This window comes from Streptomyces sp. NPDC002690 (genome assembly GCF_053592415.1).
Genome location: NZ_JBSFVR010000043.1, coordinates 13,352 through 32,337, shown reverse-complemented (window position 1 = coordinate 32,337; position 18,986 = coordinate 13,352). Strand labels below are relative to the sequence as shown.

The 18,986-nt window shown below is 71.8% G+C and carries 18 protein-coding genes; 10 read left to right on the top strand and 8 right to left on the bottom strand.

Features of this window, described 5'->3' with window-relative positions:
* Both ACWD3D_RS08960 and ACWD3D_RS08955 read right to left on the bottom strand, forming a co-directional pair.
* Positions 1-1,754, bottom strand: a 1,754-nt coding sequence (locus ACWD3D_RS08960; protein ID WP_451460227.1) for a threonine/serine ThrE exporter family protein, incomplete at its 3' end; no start/stop codon positions are given.
* 237 nt (positions 1,755-1,991) lie between these two features.
* On the bottom strand, positions 1,992-2,486 hold the full coding sequence (locus ACWD3D_RS08955) for an inorganic diphosphatase (protein WP_451460230.1): 495 nt from the start codon (positions 2,484-2,486) through the stop codon (positions 1,992-1,994).
* A gap of 86 nt (positions 2,487-2,572) precedes the next feature.
* Between ACWD3D_RS08955 and dacB the strand changes: the two genes are divergently transcribed.
* From dacB to folE, 6 genes are all read left to right on the top strand, one after another.
* The gene (dacB, locus tag ACWD3D_RS08950) at positions 2,573-4,057 is read left to right on the top strand and encodes a D-alanyl-D-alanine carboxypeptidase/D-alanyl-D-alanine endopeptidase (protein ID WP_451460226.1); all 1,485 of its coding nucleotides are present in this window, start codon (positions 2,573-2,575) and stop codon (positions 4,055-4,057) included.
* Between the two features lie 129 nt (positions 4,058-4,186).
* Positions 4,187-5,329, top strand: a complete 1,143-nt coding sequence (locus ACWD3D_RS08945; protein WP_451460225.1) for a zinc-dependent metalloprotease — start codon at positions 4,187-4,189, stop codon at positions 5,327-5,329.
* Between the two features lie 198 nt (positions 5,330-5,527).
* Complete coding sequence (tilS, locus tag ACWD3D_RS08940; protein ID WP_451460224.1) at positions 5,528-6,625, top strand: tRNA lysidine(34) synthetase TilS; 1,098 nt, start codon at positions 5,528-5,530, stop codon at positions 6,623-6,625.
* Between the two features lie 101 nt (positions 6,626-6,726).
* A complete protein-coding gene (hpt, locus tag ACWD3D_RS08935) occupies positions 6,727-7,266 on the top strand; it encodes a hypoxanthine phosphoribosyltransferase (protein WP_275496049.1) in 540 nt (179 codons plus the stop codon).
* A gap of 243 nt (positions 7,267-7,509) precedes the next feature.
* On the top strand, positions 7,510-9,540 hold the full coding sequence (ftsH, locus tag ACWD3D_RS08930; RefSeq protein ID WP_451460223.1) for an ATP-dependent zinc metalloprotease FtsH: 2,031 nt from the start codon (positions 7,510-7,512) through the stop codon (positions 9,538-9,540).
* A 152-nt stretch (positions 9,541-9,692) separates the two neighbouring features.
* Complete coding sequence (gene folE, locus ACWD3D_RS08925) at positions 9,693-10,307, top strand: GTP cyclohydrolase I FolE (protein WP_451460222.1); 615 nt, start codon at positions 9,693-9,695, stop codon at positions 10,305-10,307.
* Between the two features lie 52 nt (positions 10,308-10,359).
* On the opposite strand, the gene ACWD3D_RS08920 is transcribed toward folE, so the two are convergent.
* From ACWD3D_RS08920 to ACWD3D_RS08895, 6 genes are all read right to left on the bottom strand, one after another.
* Entirely contained in the window at positions 10,360-10,842 is a 483-nt protein-coding gene (locus tag ACWD3D_RS08920) for a DUF3180 domain-containing protein (RefSeq protein ID WP_328720189.1), read from the bottom strand.
* Positions 10,843-10,972: 130 nt separating this feature from the next.
* Positions 10,973-11,584 carry a 2-amino-4-hydroxy-6-hydroxymethyldihydropteridine diphosphokinase gene (gene folK / locus ACWD3D_RS08915; RefSeq protein WP_266707356.1) on the bottom strand — a complete coding sequence of 204 codons (612 nt, stop codon included), beginning with the start codon at positions 11,582-11,584 and terminating at the stop codon, positions 10,973-10,975.
* Complete coding sequence (folB, locus tag ACWD3D_RS08910) at positions 11,581-11,940, bottom strand: dihydroneopterin aldolase (RefSeq protein WP_451460221.1); 360 nt, start codon at positions 11,938-11,940, stop codon at positions 11,581-11,583. The genes folK and folB overlap by 4 nt, the downstream gene beginning before the upstream one ends.
* Positions 11,941-12,257: 317 nt before the next feature.
* Positions 12,258-12,764 (bottom strand): nuclear transport factor 2 family protein, encoded by a 507-nt coding sequence (locus ACWD3D_RS08905; RefSeq protein ID WP_451460220.1) that lies wholly within the window; start codon positions 12,762-12,764, stop codon positions 12,258-12,260.
* On the bottom strand, positions 12,761-13,621 hold the full coding sequence (gene folP, locus ACWD3D_RS08900) for a dihydropteroate synthase (protein WP_451460219.1): 861 nt from the start codon (positions 13,619-13,621) through the stop codon (positions 12,761-12,763). The genes ACWD3D_RS08905 and folP overlap by 4 nt, the downstream gene beginning before the upstream one ends.
* 105 nt (positions 13,622-13,726) lie before the next feature.
* Entirely contained in the window at positions 13,727-14,920 is a 1,194-nt protein-coding gene (locus tag ACWD3D_RS08895) for an ABC transporter ATP-binding protein (protein WP_451460218.1), read from the bottom strand.
* Between the two features lie 171 nt (positions 14,921-15,091).
* Between ACWD3D_RS08895 and ACWD3D_RS08890 the strand changes: the two genes are divergently transcribed.
* The 4 genes from ACWD3D_RS08890 (at position 15,092) to ACWD3D_RS08875 (ending at position 18,935) form a co-directional block, all read left to right on the top strand.
* On the top strand, positions 15,092-15,838 hold the full coding sequence (locus ACWD3D_RS08890; RefSeq protein ID WP_451460217.1) for an ABC transporter permease: 747 nt from the start codon (positions 15,092-15,094) through the stop codon (positions 15,836-15,838).
* Positions 15,839-15,842: 4 nt separating this feature from the next.
* Positions 15,843-16,520, top strand: a complete 678-nt coding sequence (locus ACWD3D_RS08885; protein ID WP_451460216.1) for an ABC transporter permease — start codon at positions 15,843-15,845, stop codon at positions 16,518-16,520.
* 79 nt (positions 16,521-16,599) lie between these two features.
* On the top strand, positions 16,600-17,577 hold the full coding sequence (locus tag ACWD3D_RS08880) for a glycine betaine ABC transporter substrate-binding protein (protein ID WP_451460215.1): 978 nt from the start codon (positions 16,600-16,602) through the stop codon (positions 17,575-17,577).
* Positions 17,578-17,753: 176 nt separating this feature from the next.
* Positions 17,754-18,935: a hypothetical protein gene (locus tag ACWD3D_RS08875; protein ID WP_451460214.1), complete on the top strand. Its 1,182-nt coding sequence runs from the start codon at positions 17,754-17,756 to the stop codon at positions 18,933-18,935.
* The last annotated feature ends 51 nt before the right edge of the window (positions 18,936-18,986 follow it).

Genomic DNA, 18,986 nt, shown 5'->3' with positions numbered 1-18,986 from the left:
GCCCCGGAGGCCTCCAGCGCCTTGGACTGGGCGTCGGTCAGCGGCGTGGAGCTGGGCACCGAGTCCTCGCCCTGGTCGGTGCGGCCCGCGCCCGTCTCCGTGCCCGGTACCCGCATGAAGAGCCGGGAGATCTCGGACCCGAGGTTCACCCCGATCGCGATGGCCAGCGCCGTCGCCACCGCCGTGGACAGCGAGGCGAGCCCCCGGTCCAGCTCGCCCTGGGCGACGCCCAGCAGCCCGAAGTACGTCGCCGAACCGGGCAACAGCGGGCCGATGGCCGCCGTGATGAACGGCAGCGAGGAGGTGTAGCGGTAGCGCGAGAAGAGCTGCCCGAACAGGCCCACCAGGCCGGCCGCCACCGCCGTCGCCGCGACCGGTGAGAGGCCGCCGGTGCGGGCCATCGCCCCGTAGATGATCCAGGCGACCCCGCCGTTCAGGGTCACCGCGAAGACGGTGGACCGTTCCTGCTGGAGCAGGATCGCGAAGGCCAGGCTCAGCGTCATCGACATCAGGATCTGGAGCACCGGCCGGTCGTGTGCGACGAAACGTTCCTCCGGATTGAGCGTGGCGCCCAGCTGGAGCCCCAGGTAGAGCACCACCAGCACCCCGACCACGATCCCGATGAAGAAGTACATGACCTCCAGCAGGCGTGCGGCGGCGGTGATGTAGTAGCCGGTCAGGCCGTCCTGCACACCCGCCACCAGGGCCCGCCCGGGCAGCAGCGCGAAGAGCCCACCGGTGATCACGGCGGACGGCCGCACATCGCTCCAGTGGGTGAGCGTCAGCGCCACCCCGAGCGCGGCGGGCGGCATCGCGGCGACGGTGAACTGGTAGAACTCCGGCAGCCCGCGCCCCGCGCAGAGCCAGGCCAGCCGGTCGCCGAGCATCGCGCCGGCTGCCGCCACGAAGAACACCACCACGCCACCGCCGACCAGCACCGAGGCCGCTCCCGCGAGCAGCCCGGCGGCCACCGTGAGCGCCCAGCCGGGGAAGGGGTGGCGGTTGCGGCGGATCTCCGCGAGGCGCCGGTACGCCTCCTCCAGCGAGACGTCCACGTCCTCGGTGGTGATGTCGTCGATCAGCCGGAAGACGGCGGCCAGCCGGTTGTAGTCGGTGCCCCGGCGGCGCACCGTGCGGCTCGCCGTGACCGGGTCCTCGACCAGCGAGGGCTGGTGCGAGATGGAGAGCAGGGTGAAGGTGACGGTCGGCTCGCACCGGTCCAGACCGTAGGAACGCGTCACCGCGAACATCGCGGCCTCCACGTCCTCGGCCCCTTCGCCGCCGGCCAGGAGCAGCTCGCCGATACGGAGCGTCAGGTCGAGCACCCTCGGTACGGCGGGCCCCGAATCGTCCGTCCGCTGGACGCTCTCCGCCGCGGGCCGTTCGGTGACCGGCATCCGGAGCATGGTGCGCATCCGGTCCTGCCAGGGCGCCTCCTTGGTCAGCCGGATCATCGGGATGCCCTGCGCGGGGGTGAAGGCGGGTGTCTGGCTCGCGTCGTACGTCCGGGGCGGCGTGAACGCCGAGCCGAGCGTGTCCGAGTTCGACAGGTTCTTGCCGGCCCCTCCCGGACCGGAAGCGGAACCCGTCCCGGGCGGCTCCGGCTGCACGCCGACCGGTACCGCGAACTCCGAGGTCGGCTGGTCGTCTTCGAGCGGCAGGGTGGGCTGCTCCACTCCGGCGGGCGCGGTGAACGCACTGTGCGCCTCGTCGGACTGGGGCTTCTGGTCCTCCGGACCGCCCTGTTCCGCCACTGCCTGACCTCGCTCTTCCTGGGCCGATGAGTCCTGGCCGCACTCCTGCCCAGTATGGGCACGGTCAAGGGACCCGCACGCGAAACGGGCGGCACACCGGTGAGGTGTACCGCCCGTCCACGCTGTCCTCAGGCCGTCACGGAGACCCTCGGGTCTCCGTGCGGACCCGGCCCCGCCACCCGTACGGAAGCGGAAGCGGAACCGGAAGGGGCCGTGCGGCCCCGGGGAGGGACCGCGTCAGTGCGCGCCGCCCTGGTCCTGCAGACGCTTGTACGAGGCCTCGATCTCGGCCTCGGCCGCGGTCTTGCCGACCCAGTCGGCGCCCTCGACGGACTTGCCCGGCTCCAGGTCCTTGTAGACCTCGAAGAAGTGCTGGATCTCCAGGCGGTCGAACTCCGACACGTGCTGGATGTCCTGCAGGTGCTCGACGCGCGGGTCCGACGCGGGGACGCACAGCAGCTTGTCGTCGCCGCCGGCCTCGTCCGTCATGCGGAACATGCCGATGGCGCGGCACTTGATGAGGCATCCGGGGAACGTGGGCTCGTCCAGGATGACCAGCGCGTCCAGCGGGTCGCCGTCCTCGCCGAGGGTGTTCTCGACGAATCCGTAGTCGGCGGGGTAGCTGGTCGAGGTGAAGAGTCGACGGTCCAGGCGGATCCGACCGGTCTCGTGGTCCACCTCGTACTTGTTCCGCGAACCCTTCGGGATCTCGATGGTGACGTCGAACTCCACGGGTGGCTCCTCCATGATCAACACATACGACTGGTGGTTAAGTGTCCCCCACGCAGAAGAGTGCTCGCGAAAGGGGCTGGTCAACGGTGGCCGAGCCGGTGGATGAACCGTCGAAGGAACCGTCGGACCCCTGGGGCAAGCTGAAGAGCCTGACCGGAAAACCGGCCCTGCCGGACAGCTGGCGGCTCGTCGCAGGCTCCGCGGTCGTCGGCCTGGTGGTCGCCGCCGGCGCCGTGTTCGCCGCCGGCCCCTGGGACAACGGTCAGCGTACGGCCGAACGCGTCCGGGCCGCAGACCGGGGCCGTACAGGTGACACAGCTCACCGGAGTGCCGAGGCGGGCCCGGCGGAGCCCGCACCGGCCCCCAGCGCCGCCGCGGTGCTGGCCGCGCTCGGTACCGGCACCGGCCGGACCCCGGCCGGGGCGGCGCTCGCGCCGGGCAAGGCCCTGGACCCGTTGATGAAGGTGTCCGCCCTCGGCACCCGTACGACGGCCGTCGTCGTCGACACCACCACCGGCAAGCAGGTCTACGCGCGCGCCGCCGGTACGCCCATGACCCCGGCCTCCACCGTCAAGCTCGCCACCACGGTCGCCGCCCTCTCCGCGCTCGGCCCCGACCACCGCATCGACACCACCGTGCGCGCCTCGCCCGACCTGCGCACCGTCACCCTCGTCGGCGGCGGCGACCCCACCCTGGACGAGGCCGGGCTGCGCGCGCTGGCACGGTCCACCGCGAAGGCCCTGACGGACCGGAAGGTGCGCGAGGTCGTCCTGACGTACGACGCCTCCGCCTACTCCGGGCCCGTCCGTCACCCCATCGGCCCCAACGACAACATCGCGCCGGTGAGCGCGCTGATGGTCCGCGAGGGGCGCCTCGACAAGAGCGACCACGGGCCCACCGCGCGCTCCGGCGACCCCGCCGCCGAAGCCGCACGCCTGTTCGCCGGGTACCTGAAGGACAGCGGCGTGAACGCGACGGCCGAACCGCGCTCCCACCGTGCCGCCGCCCAGGCGACCACCCTCGCGACCCACCGCTCGGACCCGCTTTCCGCGCTGGTCGAACGCACCCTCACCAACAGCGACAACGACCTCGCCGAGGCCCTCGCCCGGCAGACCGCCCTCGGTACCGGCCGCCCGGCCAGCTTCGCCGGAGCCCGCGGCGCGGTCACCGCCCAGCTGAAGAAGATCGGGATGCCCGTCACCGGCGCCCGGCTCGGCGACGGCAGCGGACTCGACCGGAACGACAAGGTCTCCGCCGCCCTCCTCGCCGGACTGCTCGCCCGCGCGGCCGACCCCGCCCACCCCGAACTGCGCCCCGTCCTCACCGGACTCCCGGTGGCCGGTTTCAGCGGCACGCTCGACGGCCGGTTCGGCGAGAAGTCGGTCGGCGCCGGACTCGTACGGGCCAAGACGGGCACCCTCACCGGCGTCAACGCCCTGGCCGGCACGGTCGTGGACGCCCGGGGACGGCTGCTCGCCTTCGCCTTCCTCACCTCCGGCACCACCTCCCCCGGCGACGCGGAGAAGGCCCTCGACGACCTCGCCACGGCGCTGGCCACGAGCGCCGGTTAGGGGCTGTCCCGCGATCCGTGGCGGATCGGCGCGCCACGCCTCGCCGGGAGCCGCAGGACAGCCCTTTCGGTCACCGTCCGGCCCGTCAACGCCCCACCACCGAGGCGCACCCTCACGTACGGTTGACGCATGACGAGCATCGGTGGTGCCGAGATGGTCGACTGGAATCTCGCGGTGGCGACCGCGACCCGGCTCGTGCGGCCTGGTCCCGAGATCGACCGCGAGGAGGCGCGCGCCGTCGTCGCGGAGCTGCGCCGCCACGCCAAGGCCTCGGAGGAACACGTCCGTTCCTTCACCCGGATGATCCCCGAGGGCCCCGGGTCCCCCGTCCCGGCCGACACACCTGTCCTGGTCGTGGACCGGGCCGGCTGGATCAAGGCCAACGTCGCGGGGTTCCGCGAACTCCTGCGCCCCCTGCTCGGCAAGATGAAGGAACGGCGCGGCGGCGGACCCGGCCAGAGCGTCATCGGGGCCGTCGGCGGCAAGGTGACCGGCGTCGAACTCGGCATGCTGCTGTCCTTCCTCGCCTCCCGGGTGCTCGGCCAGTACGAGACCTTCGCCCCCGCGAGCCGGGAATTGCCCGCCCTCGACCAGGGCGGTGGCCGGCTGCTCCTGGTGGCCCCGAACATCGTCCACGTGGAGCGCGAACTCGACGTCGACCCGCACGACTTCCGGCTCTGGGTCGCCCTCCACGAGGAGACCCACCGCACCCAGTTCACCGGGGTGCCGTGGCTGCGCGACCACCTCCAGGGCGAGATCCAGTCCTTCCTGGACGAGACCGACGTGGACCCCGCCACCTTCGTCGAACAACTGCGCGAGGCCGTGCAGTCGCTCGTCGGGGGACGGCCCGAGGGCGAGCGTGGCGAGGGCGGCGGACGCAGCCTCGTCGAACTCGTCCAGACGCCCGCCCAGCGCGAGATCCTCGGCCGGCTCACCGCCGTGATGTCCCTGCTGGAGGGCCACGCCGACTTCGTCATGGACGGGGTCGGACCGGCGGTGGTCCCCTCGGTCGCCGAGATCCGCGAGAAGTTCCAGCAGCGCCGGGCACGCGGCGCGGGCCGCCTCGACCTGACCCTGCGCAAGCTGCTCGGTATGGACGCGAAGCTCCGCCAGTACCGCGACGGCGAGAAGTTCGTGAGCGCCGTCGTCGCCGAGGTCGGCATGGACGGGTTCAACCGGGTGTGGACCTCGCCCAACACCCTCCCGACGAAGGCCGAGATCGCCTCCCCCGCGGACTGGGTCGCGCGCGTGCACCGTAAGGCAGATTCGTGATCTTGACGCGGTCCACGGCCGGATAAAGGTCCTCCAATCACCCATCCGAGGGACCATGAGGGCATGGGAAGCCGTGCAATGCTCGACTGACAGCTTGCCTCTGTCACCATCGACGCACTCTGAGTGACGTCAGGGAGGGCACCTCGCGCCGTCCCGCCTCTCGGAGGCACCTCCCAGAACTCCAGAAGGGCACCGGACATGGGTCCCCATCCTGCGGTCGCGGCGATACGCCTGGCGGTCCGCCGCGTACTCCACGACGTACTCACCGAACACACCCTCCGCACCGGCCAGGGTTTCCACCCCGACCGGCCCGGAAACCACCTCCTCGCCGAAGCCGGCGGTGCCGGCCGGACGGCCTTCCCCGAACGGCCCGTCGTCCCGCCCCGGCCCCTCGTCCTCGTGGCCTGCTCCGGCGGCGCCGACTCCATGGCGCTCGCCTCGGCCCTCGCCTTCGAGGCCCGCAAGCTCGACGTACGGGCCGGCGGCATCACCGTCGACCACAACCTCCAGACCGGCAGCGGACTGCGCGCGGCCGAGGTCGTCACCCGGCTGACCGCCATGGACCTCGACCCCGTCGAGGCCGTCGCCGTCCACGTCGGACGCGAGGGCGGCCCCGAAGCCGCCGCCCGCGACGCCCGCTACGCCGCGCTCGACGCCGCCGCGGAACGCCACGGCGCCGCCACGATCCTGCTCGGGCACACCCGTGACGACCAGGCCGAGACGGTGCTGCTCGGGCTCGCCCGGGGCTCCGGCATCCGCTCGCTCTCCGGCATGGCCGCCGCCTCCGGCCCGTCCGGCCGCTACCGCCGCCCGTTCCTCCAGCTCGACCGCCAGACCGTCCGCAAGGCCTGCCTCGTCCAGTCCCTGCCCGTCTGGGACGACCCGCACAACGCCGACCCCGCCTACACCCGCTCCCGCCTCCGCCACGAGGGCCTGCCCGCCCTGGAGAAGGCCCTCGGCAAGGGCGTCGTGGAGGCGCTCGCCCGTACGGCCCAGCTCTCCCGGGACGACGCCGACGCCCTGGACGGCTGGGCCGCCGAGGCCGCCCGCGCCGTGCGCGACGACGACGGGGAGCTGGACTGCGCCAAGCTCTTCGCGCTGCCGCCCGCCGTACGCCGCCGGGTGCTGCGCCGTGCGGTCATCGAGGCGGGCGCCCCGGCCGGTTCGCTCTTCGCCCGGCACGTCGAGGAAGTGGACCGTCTGATCACCGGCTGGCGGGGCCAGCGCACCCTCAACCTGCCCGGCCGCGTCGAAGCCCGGCGTCAGGGTGGCAGACTGGTCATCCGGCAGAGCTGAAGTGCAAGCGGCTGAAGTGCAGGCGAGACGGCCGGCCGGGCCCGGGTGACACGCACCGGGCCGGGCGGGCGAAGAAAGAGACGCGGGTGAACGAGAAGGACATGGGCAGCGACCTCCAGTCGGTGCTCCTCACGAAGGAAGAGATCGACGCGAAACTCGTCGAGCTCGCCGCCAAGATCGACGCGGAGTACGCGGGCAAGGATCTGCTCCTCGTCGGGGTCCTCAAGGGCGCGGTGATGGTCATGGCCGACCTGGCCCGCGCGCTGTCCACCCCCGCCACCATGGACTGGATGGCCGTCTCGTCGTACGGCGCGGGCACCCAGTCCTCCGGTGTCGTCCGCATCCTCAAGGACCTGGACACCGACATCAAGGGCAAGCACGTCCTGATCGTCGAGGACATCATCGACTCCGGGCTGACGCTGTCCTGGCTGCTCTCCAACCTGGGGTCGCGCGAGCCGGCGAGCCTGGAGGTCTGCACCCTGCTGCGCAAGCCGGACGCCGCCAAGGTCGCGATCGACGTGAAGTGGATCGGCTTCGACATCCCCAACGAGTTCGTCGTCGGCTACGGGCTGGACTACGCGGAGAAGTACCGCAACCTCCCCTTCGTCGGCACCCTCGCCCCGCACGTGTACGGCGGCTGAGACTCCGTCGGGAGAATCGGGAGCAACGGCCCCCGCCGCACGCCGGCCGGGGCCGTTCCCGGAACACGGCGGCGCCGGGAACCCTTACCGCGCTCCCGCCGTTGAAGGTCTCGAATAAGGGTTTCCGGTACGTCCTCGGCGGTCGAAGGCCACAATGCTGGGGTACGGTCCGAAGAGCAGTCTCAATCTCACAGCAGCATTTACCTACGGGCAGGAGGGACGGGGCGACTTCGCTCCGTATGGATGGACGTGAAGCGATACTTCCGTGGGCCGGTCATGTGGATCGTGCTGGCCGTCCTCGCCGTGGTCGTGTTGATGCAGGTCGTCGGCTCGTCCGGCGGCTACAAGACGGTGGACACCGCCAAGGTGGTCCAGGCGATCAGCAAGAACCAGGTGGAGTCGGCCAAGCTGACCACCGGTGACGAACAAATCCTCAAGATCGAGCTGAAGGACGGCCAGAAGCTCAAGGGCGAGTCCGGCAGCAAGTTCCAGGCCAGCTACATCGGCAGCCAGGGCGTCGACCTCGCCGACACGCTGCAGCAGAAGTTCGAGAGCGGTGACATCGAGAAGGGTTACACCGTCTCGCCGTCGAAGCAGTCGCCGTTCCTCTCGATCCTGCTGTCGCTCCTGCCCTTCGTCCTCATCGTGGTCATCTTCTTGTTCCTGATGAACCAGATGCAGGGCGGCGGCTCCAAGGTCATGCAGTTCGGCAAGTCCAAGGCCAAGCTGATCACCAAGGACACGCCGAAGACGACGTTCGCCGACGTGGCGGGCTCGGACGAGGCCGTCGAGGAGCTCCAGGAGATCAAGGAGTTCCTCCAGGAGCCGGCGAAGTTCCAGGCCGTCGGCGCCAAGATCCCGAAGGGTGTCCTGCTCTACGGGCCGCCCGGTACGGGCAAGACGCTGCTCGCACGCGCCGTCGCCGGCGAAGCGGGCGTGCCGTTCTACTCGATCTCCGGCTCCGACTTCGTCGAGATGTTCGTCGGTGTCGGTGCCTCCCGGGTCCGTGACCTCTTCGAGCAGGCCAAGGCGAACGCCCCGGCGATCGTCTTCGTCGACGAGATCGACGCCGTCGGCCGGCACCGCGGTGCCGGTATGGGCGGCGGTCACGACGAGCGCGAGCAGACGCTCAACCAGCTGCTCGTCGAGATGGACGGTTTCGACGTCAAGGGCGGCGTGATCCTGATCGCCGCGACCAACCGGCCGGACATCCTCGACCCGGCGCTGCTGCGTCCGGGCCGTTTCGACCGTCAGATCGCCGTGGACCGCCCGGACATGCTGGGGCGCCTGGAGATCCTCAAGGTGCACAAGAAGGGCAAGCCGGTCACCGACGACGTCGATCTGAACGCCGTCGCCCGACGTACCCCCGGCTTCACCGGTGCCGACCTCGCGAACGTGCTGAACGAAGCGGCGCTCCTCACGGCGCGCGGCAACAAGAAGCTGATCGACAACTCCACCCTGGACGAGGCGATCGACCGCGTCGTGGCCGGCCCGCAGAAGCGGACCCGGATCATGTCCGAGAAGGAGAAGAAGATCACCGCGTACCACGAGGGCGGACACGCCCTGGTCGCGGCGGCTTCACCCCAGTCGGACCCGGTGCACAAGATCACGATCCTCTCCCGCGGCCGTGCCCTCGGTTACACGATGGTGCTCCCGGAGGAGGACAAGTACTCCACGACGCGCAACGAGATGCTCGACCAGCTCGCGTACATGCTGGGCGGGCGCGCGGCGGAGGAGCTGGTCTTCCACGACCCGACCACCGGTGCCGCCAACGACATCGAGAAGGCCAGCGCCACGGCCCGCGCGATGGTGACGCAGTACGGCATGACCGAGCGGCTCGGTGCGATCAAGTTCGGCGGCGACAACACCGAACCCTTCGTGGGCCGTGAGATGGGCCACCAGCGCGACTACTCGGAAGAGGTCGCGGGGCTCGTCGACGAAGAGGTCAAGAAGCTCATCGAGACCGCCCACAACGAAGCGTGGGAGATCCTGGTCGAGAACCGCGACATCCTCGACACCCTGGTCCTCCAGCTCCTGGAGAAGGAGACCCTGGGCAAGGAGGAGATCGCGGAGATCTTCGCCCCGCTCGTGAAGCGTCCGGCCCGCCCGGCGTGGACCGGCTCCGCCCGGCGTACCCCGTCGACGCGTCCGCCGGTGCTCTCGCCGAAGGAGCTGGCCCTGACCAACGGCTCGGCCGGTGCCAACGGCTCGGCGGCTCCTTCGGACGCCGCCCCGGCCAAGGAACTCCCCTCGGAGGACCGTCCGGAGAGCTGACCTCCGCACCGACCGGGTGTGACGGCCCTCACCCGCCGCCCGCCCGCACCGGAATGGATGCCGCGCCCCCCAGGTTTTAGCCTGTGGGGGCGCGGCTTTTCTGCTGGCCGCGCAGGCACCGCGCAGCCGGCGCGCAGAGGAACGAGGCACAGATGACCGACCCGGTGACGCTGGACGGCGCTCACGCGAACGGCCCGTACGGCGAGTTCGACGAGAAGCGGGCCGAGGCCGCCGTACGGGAGCTGTTGATCGCCGTGGGCGAGGACCCGGACCGTGAGGGGCTCCTGGAGACCCCGGGGCGCGTCGCGCGGGCGTACCGGGAGATCTTCGCGGGGCTCTTCCAGGAGGCCGCGGACGTCCTGACGACCACGTTCGACCTGGGGCACGACGAGATGGTCCTGGTGAAGGACATCGAGGTCTTCTCCACCTGCGAGCACCACCTGGTGCCGTTCCGGGGGGTCGCGCACGTGGGGTACATCCCGGCGACCTCGGGGAAGATCACCGGGCTCTCCAAGCTGGCCCGCCTGGTGGACGTCTACGCCCGCCGGCCGCAGGTGCAGGAGCGGCTCACCACGCAGGTCGCCGAGTCCCTGATGGAGATCCTGGAACCGCGCGGCGTCATCGTCGTCATCGAGTGCGAGCACATGTGCATGTCGATGCGCGGCATCCGCAAGCCCGGCGCGAAGACGATCACCTCGGCCGTGCGCGGGCAGCTCCGCGACCCGGCGACGCGGGCCGAGGCGATGAGCCTCATCATGGCGCGCTGAGGCGTACGGGCACGCTCGGGCGGGCCGGGGCTCCGAGGGGTCGGTCCCGGTCTCAGGCCGCGGCCACGCTCTTGTCGTCGTCGTGGTCTTCGGGGAGCTTGCAGACGTGCTCCAGGAAGAGGGCCGCGGCGATGACGGCGAAGGAAGCCACCACGGCGGCGCCCGCGTAGATCGCCTGGTCGCGGCGGGGCGCCAGGTCCAGGTGGCTCAGCAGGAACACGGCGGTGCCGCCGTACATCCCGGCGACCAGTGCGGCCACCAGGGCGCTGGCCTGGCCGAAGACGAGGGCTCTGGCCGCCATCAGCGGTTCGACGCCCTTGGCCCCGGGGCGGCGCTCACGCTGGGCGCGGAGCCGGGAGCGCAGCGAGAGGGCCGTCGCCAGCAGGACCGCGGCGATGGCCGCGAGCACGATCGGTGCCGCCAGCGGGACGCTCGGCAGGGTGCCGAGGGAGTCCCAGAGGCGGGCGGCGGCCCAGGAGAGCACGCCCGCGGCGGCGAAGAGGCCGGCCAGCACTCGGAGCCGTAGTTGCTTCACCGGTCATGCCGCCCTTCGCCGCCCGCGATCCGTCACGCGGTCATGTCTGCCCTGAGCCTAACGACTGAGGACCGCCCCGTGATCCCGCGTACCCGTCGCAGGCCGGCACACCGGTCCCCGGGGCGGGGGATCACTCGGGCAGGCGGAGTTCCAGGTCGGCCCGGGGCAGTACGCCGTCCCGGCCGATCGCGGCCAGCAGCCCCGCGACGGGACCGGCGCCCGGCAGCTGGGCCTCGGGGTCCACGTCGTGCCAGGGCGCGAGGACGAAGGCCCGCTCGCCGGCGCGGGGGTGCGGCAGCGTGAGGTGCGGGTCGTCGGAGACCACGTCGGCGTACGCGACGATGTCGACGTCGATGGTGCGGGGTCCCCAGCGTTCCTCGCGGACCCGGTCGAACGCCTCCTCGATGGCCTGGCCGCGCTCCAGCAGCGAGGACGGCGGCAGCGTCGTCTTCACGACGACCACCGCGTTGAAGTACGAGGGCTGGGAGCCGGGCTCCACGCCCCAGGGCTCCGTCTCGTACACCGGGGAGACCGCTTTGACCCGGACGCCGGGGGTGTCCTCCAGGGCGTCGATGGCGCCCTGGAGGGTCTCCAGGCGGTTGCCCAGGTTGGAGCCGAGGGAGATCACGGCCCGCTTGGGGTTGGAGAGGGTGATGTCGGCGTCGTCCACCTGCTGGACGACCGAGGCCGGCACCGGCTGGACAGTGGGGTCGCTCTGCCCGCGGGCGGAAAATGCTGTCATGCTCGGCTCCGGGTGATGGTGATGGTCACGTCGTCGAAGGGGACCGTGATCGGGGCGTCCGGCTTGTGGACGACCACCTCGACCTCGTGGACTCCCTCGTGCTTGAGGCACTGCTGGGCGATGCGTTCGGCGAGGGTCTCGATCAGATCGACCGGCTCGCCCTCCACGATGGCGACGACCTCTTCCGCGACGATGCCGTAGTGCACGGTCCGCGAGAGATCGTCGGCGGCGGCTGCGGCCCGGGTGTCCAGACTCAGGGACAGGTCCACGATGAAGGTCTGGCCTTCTTCGCGTTCCCGGGGGAAGACGCCATGGTGTCCACGGGCCTTGAGGCCGCGCAGCGCGACACGATCCACGCGAATCACTCCTGCTGTTGTTGGTCCACGGGGCGCGGGAACCTTCCTTTCGGAGGGTGCCGGGCCCGCGCGCCCGGCATACCGGCACCGCGCCCCGGCGAAGACGCCTTCTCCCGAATCTACCCGCGAGCACCGACAGGGCGGGGCGTCGGGTAGGTGGGGCACGTCCGGCGGTCGCCCCGGGAGGAGCGGCCGCCGCGCCCTCGGACGCTGGTGTCCGCGTATACCCGCTGTCCGGGGGGCTCAATCCCGCGCGGGGTCGCGCCGTGGGCCGGATCGGGCCGGGACACTCGCGCGGGGTCGCGCCGTGGGCCGGATCAGGCCGGGGATTCCCGCTCGGGCTCCTCGTCGGATTCGGTCAGTACCGGCGACCCGTGGTGGGACCAGAGCTTCCAGCCGTCCGGGGTGCGCCGGAACACGTTGGTCGCGACGACCAGCTGGCCGACCAGCGGGCCCACGGTGTCGTCCCCCTCGGCGGGGCCACCGCTGAGGATGTTCTCCGTGCAGTTGACCAGGGCGGTGTCCCCGGTCATGGCGATGTCGACGTCGGTCAGGATGAACTGGATGTACTCGGTGTTCGCCATGATGAGCGCGTAGCTGCGCAGCACGTCGCCGCGGCCCCGGAGCACCGGCCAGCCGGGGTGGACGCAGGAGACCGTGAGGTCCTCGCCGGGCAGCCAGCGGTCGGCGAGACGTTCGTAGTCGCCGCTCTCCATCGCCTCGTAGAAGTCGGTGTTCGCCCGTTCGACGGCGGCTACGTCAGCCGCCGCGTCCGGGGTGCCGGGGGCGCCGTTCTCGTCGGAACCCGCGGGCGGCGTGGTCACACGGCTCCTTCGACGGCACGGCACACGCGTACGGCGTCGGCGCTGGACCGGACCTCGTGGACCCGGACCGCCCAGGCACCCGCGCCGGCGGAGATCGTGGAGATCGCGGCGGTCGCCGCGTCGCGCTCCCGGGCCGGGGGCGGGGTGCCGTCCGGACCGGCCAGGGTGTGCCCGAGGAACCGTTTCCGGGAGGCGGCCACCAGCAGCGGCCGGCCGAGATCGTGCAGCGCGTCCAGGTGCGCGACGAGCGCCAGGTCCTGGGCGGTGTCCTTGGCGAAGCCGAGGCCCGGGTCGATCACGATCCGTTCGGGTGCCACCCCGCCCGCGACCACGGCGTCCATGCGCGCGCGCAGTTCGGTGACGACCTCGCCGACCACGTCCGCGTACACCGCCCGCGCGTTCATGGACTCGCTGAAGCCGCGCCAGTGCATCACCACGAACGGCGCACCGGTCTCGGCGACCACCCGGACCATGTCGGGGTCGGCCAGACCGCCGCTGACGTCGTTGACGAGCACACCCCCGGCCGCGACGGACTGCTCGGCGACCCGGGCCCGCATGGTGTCCACGGAGACCACGGCGCCCTCGGCGACCAGGCCCCGTACGACGGGCACCACCCGGCGCAGCTCCTCGTCCTCGTCGACCCGGCTCGCGCCGGGCCGCGTCGATTCACCGCCGACGTCGATCAGGTCCGCGCCGTCGGCCATCAGGGCCAGCCCGCGCTTGATCGCGGCCGTGGTGTCGAACCACCGGCCTCCGTCGGAGAAGGAGTCGGGGGTCACGTTGACGACACCCATGACCGCACAGCGGTCCCACTCCGGCAGGCCCTCGACCGTGCCCCGTCCGCGCAACGTACTCATACGTCCAGCGTAGGGCCTTTCGTTCGGGGTCATGCTGGGCTCGCCCGCTCCGGCGCCGTGGGCACCGGGGCACGGTCGGCGTCAGGGGGCCCAGCCGGTATCCGGTCAGCGGGCCGGGCCGGCCACCGACGTGACCGTCTCCAGCGCGACCTGCGACCGGGGCCGGTCGTCCGCGTCCGCGCCGATCGAGCGGCGCAGGGCCTCGTGGAGCCGGCCGGGGGTGAGGGCACCGAGGTAGCGGCCCGACTCCTCGTCGTCCACGACCGCGATCCATCCCGCGTCGTGCTGGAGCATCGCGGAGAGGGCCTGGCGGAGCGGGGCGCCGAGCGGGAGGCGGGCGTCCATGGGGCGCAGACCCTCGCGGACGGTGGCGTCCGCACCGAGGGACGGCGCCGGCTCCGTCCCGGCGGGCAGCCAGCCCAGCGGGCGGTCCTCCTCGTCCAGCACCACCGCCCACCGGGCGCCCTCCCCGGCGATCCGCGCGGTGGCGTCCCGGAGCGGTTCGCCGGGGCGGACGACCGGCGGGCGGTCGAGGTCGGCCTCCTCCACGGGGGTGACGACGAGCCTCTTCAGGCCGCGGTCGGCGCCGACGAAGTCCGCGACGTACGGGGTGGCGGGGGCGCCGAGCACCCGGGCGGGGGTGTCGAACTGCTCGATCCTGCCCTGCCCGTAGACGGCGATCCGGTCGCCGAGGCGTACGGCCTCCTCGATGTCGTGGGTGACGAAGAGGATGGTCTTGCGCACCCGCTCCTGGAGTCCGAGGAACTCGTTCTGGAGGTGCTCGCGGACCACCGGGTCGACCGCGCCGAAGGGCTCGTCCATCAGCAGGACCGGCGGATCGGCGGCCAATGCCCTTGCCACACCGACGCGCTGGCGCTGGCCGCCGGAGAGCTGCTCGGGGTAGCGGTCGCCGTGCACGGACGGGTCGAGACCGACCAGATCCAGCAGTTCCGCCGCCCGCTCGCGGGCCTTCGCGCGTTTCCATCCGAGGAGATGGGGCACGGTGGCGGTGTTCTCCAGAACCGTCCTGTGCGGGAAGAGGCCCACTTGCTGGATCACATAGCCGATGCGGCGCCTGAGCCGGACGGGATCGATCGCGGATATGTCCTCGCCGTCGAGGTACACGCGTCCCTCGGTCGGTTCGATCAGCCGGTTCACCATCTTCATGGTGGTCGTCTTGCCGCATCCTGATGGCCCCACGAGCGTGACGAGTTCGCCCTCGGCCACCTCGAAGGAGAGCGAGTCGACGGCCGTCGTGCCGTCGTCGTACCGCTTGGTGACGTTCTCGAAGCGGATCATGATTCCCCCTTGTGGCACGCCCTTTGTGACGGGCGTGTTGCCGGAACGGGACGGCCTGGGTGCGTGTCCGTGCACGAGGATAGGCTCGCCGCCGTGCCCGCCGCCGAAAGGCCCGGGAAGGGTCCGTACCCCGGAATCGGGACGTTACGGGGGAAGGGGACGTGGGAGCGGATGGCCGGATCGAACTGCCTGGTGACGAACGACTGGATCTGCGGCGAGTACGTGCGTTCCCGCAGTGGGGAGTTGACGGACGCGACCCTCCAACACGTCTGGATCACGGCCGTGTCGGTGGCGATCGGACTGGTGATCGCCTTCCCGCTGGCTCTTCTCGCCCGTCGGGGGCGCCACTTCGCCGGGCCGGTCCTCGGACTGACCACGGTGATCTACACCGTGCCCTCGCTGGCGATGTTCTCCCTGCTGCTGCCCGTGTTCGGGCTGTCCGCCGCGCTGGTGGTCACCGGACTGGTGCTGTACTCGCTGACCATCCTCGTACGGAACATCCTGGCCGGGCTGGAAGCGGTGCCCGAGGAGGCCAAGGAGGCCGCGCGCGGCATGGGATACGGCCCCGCCCGGCTCCTCTGGGAGGTCGAGATCCCGCTCGCGCTGCCCGCGCTGATGGCCGGTCTGCGGATCGCCTCGGTGTCCACCGTGGCGCTCACCACGGTCGGCTCACTCGTCGGCAAGGGCGGCCTCGGCAACCTCATCCGGGACGCCCTGCCGAGCCTCTTCAAGGCCCAGGTTCTGGCCGCCTCGGTGCTCTGCGTGCTGCTCGCCGTCGCGGCGGACCTGCTGCTGCTCGCCGTGCAGCGGTGGCTGACGCCGTGGACCCGGGTACGGGCGGGCGCCCGGGAGACCGTGACAGAGCCGGCGCCGCAACCCGTGCCGGTGGCCGGGGCCGCGACGAAGAAGGCGGGCTGAAGCCGTGGGAGTGGTAGCGGATGCCTGGACCTGGCTGGTCACGGGCTCCAACTGGTCCGGCCCGGACGGTGCGGCGCACCGCCTCGCCGAGCACCTCTGGGTCAGCGGGCTCGCGCTCCTGGTGGCCTGCGCGCTCGCGCTGCCCCTCGGGCTCCGGCTCGGCCACCTCGGCCGGGGCGGCGCGCTCGCCATCAACATCTCCAACGTGGGCCGGGCGGTGCCCGTCTTCGCGGTGCTCGCCCTGTTCATGCTCACGCCGATGCGCAATTCCGGGTATCTGCCGACGGTGATCGCCCTGGTGCTCTTCGCGGTACCGCCGCTGCTCACCAACACCTACGTCGGCATGACCGGGGTGGACCGCGCGGTGGTGGAGGCCGCCCGGGGCATGGGGATGTCCGGGGCACAGGTCTTCTTCCGGGTGGAGCTGCCGCTCGCCCACCCCATGATCATGGCCGGACTGCGGTCCGCCGCCGTGCAGGTGGTGGCCACCGCCTCGATCGCGGCGATGGCCGGACTCGGCGGGCTCGGCCGGGTCATCACCGCCGGATTCAACCGGTACGACACCGCGCAGGTCTTCGCGGGAGCGGTCCTGGTCGCCCTGCTCGCCCTGGTGGTGGAGGGCGTACTGCTGGCGCTCGACCGGCTGCTCTCGCCGCTGCGGCGGCGGGGGCGCCGGGCGTGAGCGCCGCCCGGCGCCCTTCCCTCAACTCGTCAGCTCCATCAGCCTCAAGAGACACAACAGTCGTGGACGGAGAAGGAACATGAGCAGAACCTCGCGCATAGCGGGTGCGGTCATCGGGACGATCGCGTTGGCCGGGTCGCTCGCGGCCTGCGGGGGCGACAGCCTGGAGAAGGACAGCGGCAAGAGTGGTGCCTCCGCCCCGGCGGAGGCCGAGAAGGGCAGCCTCGTCATCGGCTCCGCCGCCTTCACCGAGTCGAAGGTGCTTGCCGAGCTGTACTCCCAGATCCTCAGCGACGGCGGCTGGAAAACCTCCATCACCACCGTGGAGAACCGGGAGCTGTACGAACCCTCCCTGGAGAAGGGCGAGATCGACGTCATCCCCGAATACGCGGCGACCCTCGCGGAATTCCTCAACGCCAAGGTGAACGGCGCGAAGGAGGCGGAGAAGACCCCGGTCGCCTCCGGTGACGTCGCGGCCACCGTCGCCGCGCTGGAGAAGCTGGCGTCCCCGCTCGGACTGAAGGTCCTTCCGGCCGGAGAGGCGGTCGATCAGAATGCGTTCGCGGTGACCAAGGAATTCGCCGCGAAGAACAAGCTGACGACCCTTTCCGATCTTGGTAAGTCGAAGATCAAAGTGAAGATCGCGGCGGGTGACGAGTGCGCGGTCCGGCCCTTCTGCGCCCCCGGGCTGAAGGCGACGTACGGCATCGACGTGGCGGGTATCGACCCCAAGGGTGTCGGAACTCCGCAGGCCAAGCAGGCGGTCAAGGACGGGGTGGACCAGCTCGTGCTGAGCACCACCACGGACGCCGTCCTGGACGCCTACGACCTGGTCTTCCTGGAGGACGACAAGCACCTCCAGAACGCCGACAACCTCCTTCCCGTGGTGAATGCCAAGGACGCCGGGTCGCCGGAGGTCGCCGCCCTGCTGGCGAAGGTCACCGGTGCTCTGACCACGGAGGATCTCGCGGAACTCAACCGCAAGGTCGACGCGGAGCGCGCCAAACCGGCGGACGTCGCGAAGGAGTACCTGACGTCGAAGGGCCTGATCGGCTGACCGGCGGGTAACCGCCGGGCTATCCGCCGGCCGGGATTTCCGCGCGGAATCCCGGTCGGCGGAAAGCGGGGCGAGAGAGCGCGGGCCGCGTTGTTCGACGCTGTGTCAGGTAACCGCGCGGGAACAGATTGCCGGGCGGCCTCCCGAACGCCGATCGCACGCGGTAAATTCCAGCCATGCCCCGTGGACGTCATCGCCATTCGCCACCCCTTCACACATTGCTGCCGACCTCCGCGGTGGCCGGAGTGTCGGTCGTGCTGGCCGCCGGCGCGTGGCTGCCCGTGGACACGCTCACGCTGCGCCTGCTCGCCGCGGCAGCCGCGGCGACCGGTCTCGTCGGCGCGTATCTGATGCGTACCTGGGACCAGGCGGCCGGACTGCGGGTCGCGGAACTCCGGCGCGCCCAGGCCGGCGCCGAATGGCGGGCCGAGGAACGGGTCGCGGAGCTGGAACAGGACCTGGAGGAAGCGCGGGAGCTGCGCACCCGGCTGGAGACCAAGCTCCGCTCCAAGCGGATGGAACTCGCCGGACTGCGTGGGGAACACGCCGGGCTGCTGCGCCGGTACGCCACCGCCGAGACCGAGCGGGCCAGTGCGCTGGAGGGCCGCCGGCAGCTCGCCATCGAGGCGGCGGCCACCCCGATCGCGCTGCCGCCCGCCCGTTCCACGCCCACCCCGTCCGCGTACCTCGCCGCCGCCCGGGCCCTGCGCGATCTGCCCCGCAACGCCGCGCTCCAGCAGGCTCGCCGGACCGCCGAGCAGGCCCGGCAGCGGGATCTCGCCGAGCGCGCCCGGGAGTCGGCGGCGGAGGCGGACGGCCCGAGGGGCCGTCACGCGGCGGCCGGTGAGTACGGCGCCCGAACGGGCGGCGGCCACGCGGACTCCGGCGGCCGGTTCGACGACCACCGGACCAACGGCACCAGCGGCGACGGCACTCACCCCGCCGACCTCGCCACCCGGCGGCCCGGCCCGCAGCCCGCGCTGCCCGCACCCCGTGCGGCCGGGCCGTCCCCGGTGCCGGCCCGGGTGGCCCGTACGGTCCCGGCGGCCTCGGCCGTCGTGCCGTACACCGCGCCGCGCCGGGCGCAGGTGCCGCAGGGCGGGTTCGACTTCTTCGGCAGCCAGATCGAGGGCGCCCCGGTCCCCGGTACGGGTACGTCCTCCGGGGCCGCCGCGCGGCGACAGCCGCCCCGGCCCGTCCAGGAGGAGGACCTCGCGGACGTGGTGGGGGAAGAGGCGCTGGCCGTGCACCGCAGCCACGCCGGTGATCCGCGCGCGGTGGGCAAGGTCATCGACCTCACCCAGCAGGACACCCAGAACCGCCCCGGCCCCTCCGGCCTGCGGGGCGCGGCTTCCTGACGGAGCGCTTGTCCGGGGGCGCACCCCCCCGGCGGGCGCCTTCGCCCGTCG